The organism is Mesorhizobium sp. LjRoot246, from assembly GCF_964254115.1.
Lineage (GTDB): Bacteria > Pseudomonadota > Alphaproteobacteria > Rhizobiales > Rhizobiaceae > Mesorhizobium.
This window is the reverse complement of sequence record NZ_CAXUSN020000001.1, coordinates 2,821,342-2,830,049: the sequence shown is the minus strand read 5'-3', so window position 1 is coordinate 2,830,049 and position 8,708 is coordinate 2,821,342. Positions and strand designations below refer to the sequence as shown.

Annotated in this window: 11 protein-coding genes; 6 read left to right on the top strand and 5 right to left on the bottom strand. The window is 64.4% G+C overall.

Going from position 1 to position 8,708, the window contains the following annotated elements:
- Window positions 1-20: 20 nt before the first annotated feature.
- The 6 genes from ACSQ3L_RS13655 to ACSQ3L_RS13630 all read left to right on the top strand — a co-directional run bounded on the left by ACSQ3L_RS13655 (window position 21) and on the right by ACSQ3L_RS13630 (window position 4,865).
- The gene (locus ACSQ3L_RS13655; RefSeq protein WP_269907013.1) at window positions 21-521 is read left to right on the top strand and encodes an Lrp/AsnC family transcriptional regulator; all 501 of its coding nucleotides are present in this window, start codon (window positions 21-23) and stop codon (window positions 519-521) included.
- On the top strand, window positions 518-1,681 hold the full coding sequence (locus tag ACSQ3L_RS13650) for a saccharopine dehydrogenase family protein (protein ID WP_436160422.1): 1,164 nt from the start codon (window positions 518-520) through the stop codon (window positions 1,679-1,681). Before ACSQ3L_RS13655 ends, ACSQ3L_RS13650 begins: the two co-directional genes overlap by 4 nt.
- A gap of 109 nt (window positions 1,682-1,790) precedes the next feature.
- The gene (locus ACSQ3L_RS13645; protein ID WP_436160421.1) at window positions 1,791-2,579 is read left to right on the top strand and encodes an ABC transporter substrate-binding protein; all 789 of its coding nucleotides are present in this window, start codon (window positions 1,791-1,793) and stop codon (window positions 2,577-2,579) included.
- Window positions 2,580-2,737: 158 nt separating this feature from the next.
- A complete protein-coding gene (locus ACSQ3L_RS13640; protein WP_436160420.1) occupies window positions 2,738-3,409 on the top strand; it encodes an amino acid ABC transporter permease in 672 nt (223 codons plus the stop codon).
- Entirely contained in the window at window positions 3,406-4,080 is a 675-nt protein-coding gene (locus ACSQ3L_RS13635) for an amino acid ABC transporter permease (RefSeq protein ID WP_436160419.1), read from the top strand. Before ACSQ3L_RS13640 ends, ACSQ3L_RS13635 begins: the two co-directional genes overlap by 4 nt.
- A 26-nt stretch (window positions 4,081-4,106) precedes the next feature.
- On the top strand, window positions 4,107-4,865 hold the full coding sequence (locus tag ACSQ3L_RS13630; protein ID WP_436160418.1) for an amino acid ABC transporter ATP-binding protein: 759 nt from the start codon (window positions 4,107-4,109) through the stop codon (window positions 4,863-4,865).
- Between the two features lie 61 nt (window positions 4,866-4,926).
- On the opposite strand, the gene ACSQ3L_RS13625 is transcribed toward ACSQ3L_RS13630, so the two are convergent.
- From ACSQ3L_RS13625 to ACSQ3L_RS13605, 5 genes are all read right to left on the bottom strand, one after another.
- The gene (locus ACSQ3L_RS13625; RefSeq protein ID WP_436163433.1) at window positions 4,927-5,136 is read right to left on the bottom strand and encodes a type II toxin-antitoxin system RelE/ParE family toxin; all 210 of its coding nucleotides are present in this window, start codon (window positions 5,134-5,136) and stop codon (window positions 4,927-4,929) included.
- 78 nt (window positions 5,137-5,214) lie between these two features.
- Complete coding sequence (locus ACSQ3L_RS13620; protein ID WP_378981519.1) at window positions 5,215-5,460, bottom strand: type II toxin-antitoxin system ParD family antitoxin; 246 nt, start codon at window positions 5,458-5,460, stop codon at window positions 5,215-5,217.
- A gap of 104 nt (window positions 5,461-5,564) precedes the next feature.
- On the bottom strand, window positions 5,565-6,806 hold the full coding sequence (gene arsK, locus ACSQ3L_RS13615) for an arsenite efflux MFS transporter ArsK (RefSeq protein ID WP_436160417.1): 1,242 nt from the start codon (window positions 6,804-6,806) through the stop codon (window positions 5,565-5,567).
- Window positions 6,799-8,223 carry an NAD(P)-binding domain-containing protein gene (locus tag ACSQ3L_RS13610; protein WP_436163432.1) on the bottom strand — a complete coding sequence of 475 codons (1,425 nt, stop codon included), beginning with the start codon at window positions 8,221-8,223 and terminating at the stop codon, window positions 6,799-6,801. The genes arsK and ACSQ3L_RS13610 overlap by 8 nt, the downstream gene beginning before the upstream one ends.
- Window positions 8,224-8,273: 50 nt before the next feature.
- Window positions 8,274-8,594 carry an ArsR/SmtB family transcription factor gene (locus ACSQ3L_RS13605; RefSeq protein ID WP_436160416.1) on the bottom strand — a complete coding sequence of 107 codons (321 nt, stop codon included), beginning with the start codon at window positions 8,592-8,594 and terminating at the stop codon, window positions 8,274-8,276.
- Window positions 8,595-8,708 lie beyond the last annotated feature (114 nt).

Here is an 8,708-nt window from a genome sequence, read left to right as displayed (position 1 = left end):
TTTTATGAAAGACGGGGACTTTGCGGGAACATCTCGATCTGACCGATCGGCGGCTGGTCAAACAGCTGTCGCAGGACGCCCAGCCGGGCATCAACCGGATCGCCGAGATGTTGGCGATTTCGGTGCCGACGGTGCGCTCACGGCTGCGCAACTTGCTCGACCGCAACCTGCTCAAGATCGTCGGGCTCTTGAATCTGACCGAGCGGCCCGAGCTGATCTCGGCCATTGTCGGCATCAACGCTCAGGGGCGCGGCCGGGCTCGCGAGCTGGCGCAGCGCATTTCCGAACTGCCCTTCGTCAACTCGGCTTCGGTGGTCACCGGCCGCTTCGACATCATCGTCGACGTGACGGTGGCCGGCGACGTCGCCGACCTCTACCGCGTCACCAGCGAGCTGATCCCCGGCGCCGGCGAGCCGGGCGAAGTGGTGCGCAGCGAGACCTTCGTGGTCATGGCGTCCTGCAACAAATGGGTCAGCCTGCCGGAAGGCTGCTGGTCGGACGACCGCAAGGAGCCGGCATGAAGATCGCGGTTCTCGGCGGCCTCGGCCTGCAAGGCCGGGCGGCAATCGCCGACCTCGTCGCCAGCGACGGCGTCGAGGAAATCGTCTGCGTCGACACCGCAGCGGACGGCCCAGCCCGGCTTGCCGGCCTGACCGACCTTGCCCGCGTGCGCTTCGTCGTGCCCGAAGGCGCGATCGGCCCGGCTCTGGCCACTGTGCTTGATGATGTCGACGCCGTCATCGACCTGTTGCCGCAGCCGCTGATGCGCGAGGCGGTGCAGGCCGCGATCGCGACGCGCACGCCGCTGGTCACCACCAATTACGCCAAGTCGATCGCCGACCTGGCGCCGGCCGCCGAACAGGCCGGCGTTTCGATCATGACCGAATGCGGGCTCGATCCCGGCATCGACCTCGTACTCTACGCGCGCGCCGCAAAGCAATTCTCTTCGATCACCTCGATCGATTCCTATTGCGGCGGCATCCCCGAGCCGAAGGCGATGGCCAAGCCGCTGTGCTACAAGGTGAGCTGGAATTTCGACATGGTCCTGGTCAGCCAGAACCGCGACAGCGTCATGATCGAGGACGGCAAACGCGTCGCGGTGCCGGCTGGCCAGCAGCACGACAATCCCTTCATCCATGAGATCGAGGTCGCCGGCCTTGGCAAGCTCGAAGCCTTCCCCAATGGCGACGCACTGCACTATGTCGAGATGCTGGAAGCCGCCAAAGGGTTGCGCCGCTCCGGCCGCTACACACTGCGCTGGCCGGGATGGTCGGCCTTCTGGGCGCCGCTGAAGGAGCTCGGTTTCCTTTCCGAAAACAAGGTTCCCGGCACCTCCAGCAGCCCGCGCGAATTCCTCGGCCGGCTGCTCGGCCCGCAATTGCAGTATGGCCCCGGCGAGAAAGACCTGTGCGTGATGCGCAACGTCTTTTCCGGCCTCGAAGACGGCCGCGCCAAGACGGTGACGTCGGACCTGATCATCGAGCGCGACCTGGCTTCGGGCCTGTTCGGCATGAGCCTCGGCGTCGGCTATCCCGCCAGCATCGTGGCGCAGATGCTCGCGCGGCGTGAGATCGCAACGCCCGGCCTGCTCAACCCGCTGCTCGATGTGCCCGACGAGCCCTTCTTCGACGAGCTGGCCAGGCGCGGCATCAAGGTTGCCGAGACGGTGGCCTGGGACTGAGGATTTTCGAACGGTGGCTGCCGTCGGCAACGGCGCTGCCGCTCAAAAAGCACCCAAAGGGTGAAAAACAACGAAGACGTGGAACAATAAAACAAGGAGGAATACCGAAATGAAGATTGCCAGACTTTTCATCGCCGGACTTGCACTCGCCGGGCTCACCACCGCTGCCAGTGCTGGAACATTGGACGACATCACCAAGCGCGGCGAGTTGCGCGTCGCCGTGCAGACTCAAGGTCCCCCCTTCTCGCTGGTCGGCGCCAATGGCGAGCGCACCGGAAGTTCGGTTGAACTCGCCGAACTGATGGCCAAGGAAATGGGCGTCAAGATCACCTTCCTCGACTTCGACTGGGACGGCCTGATCCCGGCGCTCCTGTCCGGAAAGGCCGACCTGCTGGTCGCCGACATGACACCGACGCTGGCGCGCGGCATGAAGGTCGCCTTCACCACGCCTTACATGTACACGGGCAGCACCGTCTTCACCAAGGCCGACAGCAAGTTCAAGACCACCGAGGACTGCAAGGCCAAGGGCACCAAGATCGCCGTTCTGCTCGGCGCCACCGGCGAGAAGGAAGCCAAGAACGCTTTCCCTGACGCCGACATCAAGAGCTACAAGGGCGGTGGTCCGCTGCTGCTCGACGCCGTCAACAATGGCCAGGCCGATTGCGGCGTCAACGACGTCTCGGCGGTCAAGGGCCAGTCGACCGCCTATCCGGCCGGCACCTTCACCATCATGCCGGACCTCCTGTCGAAGGAGCCGCTTGCCTTCGCCACCCGCTATGACGAGCCGGACCTGCTGGTCTGGATGAACCTGTTCCTCAACCAGGTCAGCATCGACGGCCGCCTGCAGAAGAACCTCGACTACTGGGTCAATTCCGACGCCTGGAAGAAGGATCACTGAGGAATTAGCGAGTAGCGAATAGGGAGTAGCGAATAGCGAATAGGGCATGGCCGTTCCGGCCATGCTTTGCTGCTCCCATACTCCCCTACTCGCTACTCACTATTCGCTATTCGCTACTCGCTACTCGCTATTTGCCCCCCTCTCACCGCCGCGCGCCCATGCTCGAAAATTTCAGTTTCCGCACCATCGTCGAATATCTGCCGCTGTTCGGGCAGGGCCTGGTCACGACCGTCTGGCTGTCGGCGCTGTCCTTTGTCGGCGCGCTCATCGTCGGCATAGTTCTCTGCGCCATGAACCTGCAGCGCGGCTGGCTGTTTCGCGTGCCGGCCAAGGCCTATATCGACGCGGTGCGTGCCACGCCGCTTCTGGCGCAACTCTATTTCCTCTATTTCGGCTTGCCCCGCCTCGGCTTCGTGCTGCCGGAACTGGTCGTCGGCATCCTCGCGCTGTCCCTCAACAGCGGCGCCTATATCGCTGAAATCATCCGCGCCGGCATCCTGTCGATCCCGCGCGGTCAGGTCGAAGCCAGCGTCGCCTCGGGCATGACCTATACCCAGCGCATGCGCTTGGTTGTCCTGCCGCAGGCCTTCAAGGTGACGATCCCGCCGCTGCTCGGCCAGGCGATCGTGCTGGTCAAGGATTCCGCCCTTTTGTCGCTGATCTCGGTTTCCGAACTGACACGCGCCGGCCAGTTGCTCGCCTCCGACCGTTTCATGCCGGCGGAAGGCTTTCTCACCATCGCCGCCTTCTATCTGCTGCTCTATTACGGTCTGAAAGGGCTCGCTGGCGTCTCCAGCCGCTGGCTCGGCACAGCGGGGGCGCGGACATGATCTGGCAGCAACTGCAAAGCCTCGCCGGCTCCTATCCGCTGGCCCTGCGCGGCCTCGGCACGACCGTGGTGCTGTCGCTGATCAGCCTAGTGCTCGGCACGTTGCTCGGCTTTGGCCTCGGCATCCTGCGCACCGGGGGCAACCGGCTGATATCGAGCGTCATCGGCGCCTGGGTCGACCTCATCCGCGGCACGCCGTTCCTGGTGCAGATATTCCTGATCTTCTTCATCCTGCCGGAGCTCGGCATCGAGCTCGATGCATTCACCGCCGGCATCATCGCGCTGACCAATCTGGCCGCCTGCTTCATCTGCGAGATCGTCGTCGCCGGCATCCGCTCGGTGCCGACAGGCCAGGTCGAGGCGGCGCTGGCGTCGGGCTTGTCGCGCTGGCAGCGCATGCGCCAGGTGGTGCTGCCGCAGGCGATGCGCATCGTGCTGCCGCCGCTGGTCGGGCAATATGTGCTGCTGATCAAGGATTCTTCCGTCGTCTCCGCCATCGGCCTCACCGACCTCACCCGCGTCGGCTGGCTGGTGGTGCAGCGTGTGCCCAACGGCTTGCTGGTCTTCTTCCTCGTCGGCGCCGGCTATTTCATCGTCTGCTATCCCCTAATCATGCTCGCCCGCCGGCTCGAACGCCGCATGGGCGCGGCGCATGGCGAGGTGCAGTTATGACTTCCAATCCCAAGGGTCGAGAAAACATGACCAAAACGGGCCTCGCCAAAACCGGCATGATCGACTTTCGCGGCGTCAACAAATGGTTCGGCTCGCTCAACGTGTTGAAGGACATCACGCTGAGCGTCGAACCGCGCGAAGTGGTGGTGGTCTGCGGCCCGAGCGGCTCCGGCAAGAGCACGCTGATCCGCTGCGTCAACGGCCTGGAAGCGATCAAGGACGGCGATCTGGTCGTCGATGGCCAGCGCCTCGGCGACCCCGCCACGAACATGACGCAGCTGCGCACCGAGATCGGCTTCGTCTTCCAGTCGTTCAACCTCTACCCGCACAAGACCGCGCTCGAGAACGTCACGCTCGCTCCCATCCATGTCCGCAAGATCCCGCGCATCGAGGCCGAAAAGGCCGGCCGCGAATTGCTGGCCAAGGTCGGGCTGGCCGACAAGGTCAACGCCTATCCGGCGCAACTCTCCGGCGGCCAGCAGCAGCGCGTGGCGATCGCGCGTTGCCTGGGCATGCGGCCCAAGATCATGCTGTTCGACGAGCCGACCTCAGCCCTCGATCCCGAGATGATTTCCGAAGTGCTCGACGTCATGGTGGCGGTCGCCGAGGAAGGCATGACCATGATGGTGGTGACGCACGAGATGGGCTTTGCCCGAAAGGTCGCCCAGCGCGTGGTGTTCATGGACGCAGGCGCCATCGTTGAAAGCGGCACGCCGGAAGAATTCTTCTCGCACCCCAAGACCGACCGCAGCCGGGCTTTCCTGAGCAAGATTCTCAGGCACTGAGCGGGCGCCGACACTTCGATCGATCTGAATGGATGTCCGGCAGTGAATGCACCCTGAGGCATCACAGATGTCGTTCAACGTCCATTCGTTGGTGCAGGATGCGGATAACGTCCAGGGTGCTTTCGGATTGACGGAAGAAAATGAAATGCTGGCCGACTGGGTATTTGAAGTACCCCTCGCGCACGTCGGTGCGGCGGCCGGTTTTAACGCCGCGGGCCAAGGCCTCGATAGCATCGATCAAATCGTGGTGGTACCGATCCGCTTGTTCCAGCGACCAGTGTTTGAACGTGTACAGCCAGATATCTTCCAGTCAGCTTCAGCCAGCGGCGAGAGCCGATACTGGCGGCTCTCATCTGGCATGCTTGGCCCGCATCTTGCTCAGGAATGCGGTGCTGTCGAAGGCTACGGGGGCGCCAGATTCCTCGCCGGCGATGAGGGCGTTTTGCAAGGCACGGACCTTGGCCTCATGCTCTTCGAGCAACCGCAGGCCGGCACGCACGACATCACTTGCCGAACCGTAACGGCCTGTCTGAACCTGCGTATCGATGAAACCGGCGAAATGGTCGCCAAGGGAAACAGAGGTGTTTCGGGGCATGAGCTCCATCCTAAGGTTGTGATGTCAACATATACCAAAAATTGGTATATGTTCATAATTCTGGGTAAGGGCCAAGTCGCGCGGCCATCGCGCATGTCCCTGGTTCAGGTCGCCTCTTCCGGACTGCCACCAATGGCGAACGAAACCCGGCCGCCGCGCCGTCTCAGCAGTGCGATGGCGAGGAAGGCGATCACGCCGCCCGCAGCGACGACCACCAGCACCCACAGCGAATTGGCGACGGATGTCCGCGCCATCATGAAGGCGAGCGCGAACGGCGCGAAGGCCGAGGTGAACTGGCGGGCAGCGCTCGCCCATCCGAGCCGCGCGCCATAGCCCTCTCGGCCGAAGAGTTCGAGCGGCAAGGTGCCGCCGACGATGCTGGTGAGGCCGGAACCGAGGCCAAACAGCAACACGAACAGAAAAGCGCCGGGCAGCCATGGCGTGGTCAGCAGCAGCGCACACAACCCGGCTGTGAGCAGCAAAGCTGCGATGACGGCGAGATGCGTTTGCTGCAGCCGTCCGCCAAACAGCATGTTGATCAACCGGCTGGCGACCTGCGCCGGCCCGAACAGGGTCGACACAAAAAGGCCGGCGGTGCCCAGCCCAAGGGCCGCCGTCAGCGGCACCATGTGGATGAGGATCGCCGACAGCACGAAGCCCTCGGTGGCGAACCCCGCCAGCATGAGCAGGAACGCGGCCCGGCCGCGCCGCGCATCCAGCAGCGCGGCCGCTTCAGGGATCGGCCTGCGCTCTTGGCTCGCGGCCGTGGCGTGGCGGCTCGACAGGCGCATCAGCCAGGCGTGGATCGGCAGGCAGAGCCCGAGATTAAGCGCCGCGAATAAGAGATAGACCTCGCGCCATGTCAAATGGGCATGCAGCGCCGAGGTCAACGGCCAGAACAGGGTCGAGGCAAACCCGGCTATCAGCGTCAGGTGGGTGATGCTGCGTTGCGGCCGGGGAACCCCGATCTGCACGATCGCCACGAAGGCGGCGCTGTAGAGGACGAAGCTGGAAGCCAGCTCCATCGCCAGCAAGGCCAGAACGAAGCTCACGCGGCCGGGCGCGACGGCGCATAGCGCCAACGCCACGGCTGCCGCGACCGAGCCAACGGTCATGATGCGGCCGGCGCCGAAGCGGTCGGCCCATCGCCCGGCCGTCGGCGCGAACAGGCTGCCGGCAAACAGCGAGGCGGACAGCGCGCCGAACACCCAGCCTTCCGCGAGACCGAATTCGCTGGCTATTGCCGGCGCCAGGATCGAGAAGCTGTAGTAGAGCGTGCCGTAGCCGATGATCTGGGTCAGCCCAAGCGCCCAGATTGCCTTGTGCAGGACGGACCGGTCAGGCATCGACGCTGGCCGCCATATTCTTTCGCGCCTCGGTGCCGGCCGGCGCGGTTGCGCAGCCGCAACCCGATGCGCCCTTGGCCTTAGCCTGTGCATCCTCGACACAGCAGGCGTCGACATTGGCGGGCGCAGGCCCGCCGCAGCAGCCGGCACTTTCCGATGCCGTCACGACACCGACGGCGCTGCACACCCCGGTCTCCGGCAGCACCAGGCGTACCTCGCGGGCCGCGGCACGGTCTCCGGCAATATCGGCAATCACCGAGCGGACCTGCTCGTAGCCGGTCGCCATCAGAAAGGTCGGGGCGCGGCCGTAAGATTTCGAGCCGACGATGGTGAAGCCGGGCTCGGGATGGGTGAGTTCCATGATGCCATGCGCGGGAACCGTGCCGCATGAGTGGAAATTCGGATCGATCAGCGGCGCCAGCGCCGGCGGCGCTTCGACGGCGGGATCGAGCGCGATGCGGATTTCGCTCAGGAACGACAGATCAGGCCGGAAGCCCGTGGTGACGACAATGCGGTCGACGGCCAGGCTGAACGGCTTGCCGGCAAGGTGAGCGTCGACGACGAGCCCCTCGCCTTGCGTCTCGATGCGATTGGCGGCGAAGGGCGCCAGCATGTTCAGCCTGCCGTCGGCCATTGCCTGTTTGGCGGCCAGCCCAAGCGCGCCGCGTTCCGGCAATTGGTCGTTCAGCCCGCCTCCAAGCAATCTGTCGACGCTGGCATGGCGCAGCGCCCAGAATATCTCGGTGCCAGGTGCCGCGTCCTGCAATTCCATCAGCGCCAGGGCGACATTGATGGCCGAGTGGCCGCCGCCGATGACCAGCACCCGCTTGCCCGCATAGTCTTTTCTCGCCTCGCCGACCACGTCGGGAATGCCATAGGCAATGCGCGTCGACGCCGCGCCTTCGCCGGGAACCGGCAGCCCATCGACGCCGATCGGGTTCGGCCGCCACCACGTTCCGGACGCGTCGATGACGGCACGCGCGAGAACGCGGTGCTCGCCACCGGCATCGCGATAGCGGATGACGAAGGGCGCGTCGTTGCGGCCGTCATTGGCGACCTTGTCGTGTCCCTGACGGGTGATCGCGGTGACCTCGGCGCCGAGCTTCAGATTGGCGGCGATCGCGGGAAGCCGGCCAAGCGGCGCCAGATAGTCGCGCACGATCTCGCCGCCGGTCGGCAGGCCTCGCATGTCCGGCGCCGCCCAGCCGGAGCGGTCGAGCAGCGCCCGCGCCGCCGCGTCGATGTTGTATTCCCATGGCGAAAACACCCGCACATGGCTCCATTCGAGCAGTGCCGCACCCACGCTTTCGCCGCGCTCCAGGATCAGCGGGCGGATGCCGCGCTCGACCAGATGCGCCGCGGCGGCGAGGCCAACCGGGCCGGCGCCGATCACCGCGACGGGAAGATTTGCCATCATGTCCATAGGTTCGATCCTTCCGGTATCTTCGAATTATAAGCGCAAAAAAATCAGGCCAATGCTTTGCTGGCGGCGGGCGCGCAGATGGCGTCGGCGCAGCACTCGTCGGCGAGATAGCCGATCAGCGCATTCATGCCGGGATAATTGGCGCGGCAGATCAGCGTCGTCGCTTGCCGCTCCTGCGTCACCAGGCCGGTGTCGACCAGCCGCCTGAGGTGATGCGACAGCGTCGAGGACGGAATGTCGAGTTTGCCCTGGACACTGCCGACGGCAAGCCCATCATCGCCGGCGCGCACCAGGATGCGATAGAGCTGAAGTCGCGTCGGATTGCCGAGCGCTTCGAGTTGGGATGCTGCTTTTTCGAGTTTCATGGAAATAAGCTATACGGCACTTTTCGCGCCGTCAACCCTATTTCGAAAATTATGGAAACATGCGATGCATCATGCTTCGCTAAGACAGAAAATTCCTCATCAGGAATATATAAT

Coding starts and splice junctions, on each gene's coding strand:
- ACSQ3L_RS13650 (WP_436160422.1), top strand. CDS start 518: ATGAAGATCGCGGTTCTCGGCGGCCTCGGCCTGCAAGGCCGGGCGGCA.
- ACSQ3L_RS13645 (WP_436160421.1), top strand. CDS start 1,791: ATGAAGATTGCCAGACTTTTCATCGCCGGACTTGCACTCGCCGGGCTC.
- ACSQ3L_RS13640 (WP_436160420.1), top strand. CDS start 2,738: ATGCTCGAAAATTTCAGTTTCCGCACCATCGTCGAATATCTGCCGCTG.
- ACSQ3L_RS13635 (WP_436160419.1), top strand. CDS start 3,406: ATGATCTGGCAGCAACTGCAAAGCCTCGCCGGCTCCTATCCGCTGGCC.
- ACSQ3L_RS13630 (WP_436160418.1), top strand. CDS start 4,107: ATGACCAAAACGGGCCTCGCCAAAACCGGCATGATCGACTTTCGCGGC.
- ACSQ3L_RS13620 (WP_378981519.1), bottom strand. CDS start 5,460: ATGCCCCGAAACACCTCTGTTTCCCTTGGCGACCATTTCGCCGGTTTC.
- arsK (WP_436160417.1), bottom strand. CDS start 6,806: ATGCCTGACCGGTCCGTCCTGCACAAGGCAATCTGGGCGCTTGGGCTG.
- ACSQ3L_RS13610 (WP_436163432.1), bottom strand. CDS start 8,223: ATGATGGCAAATCTTCCCGTCGCGGTGATCGGCGCCGGCCCGGTTGGC.
- ACSQ3L_RS13605 (WP_436160416.1), bottom strand. CDS start 8,594: ATGAAACTCGAAAAAGCAGCATCCCAACTCGAAGCGCTCGGCAATCCG.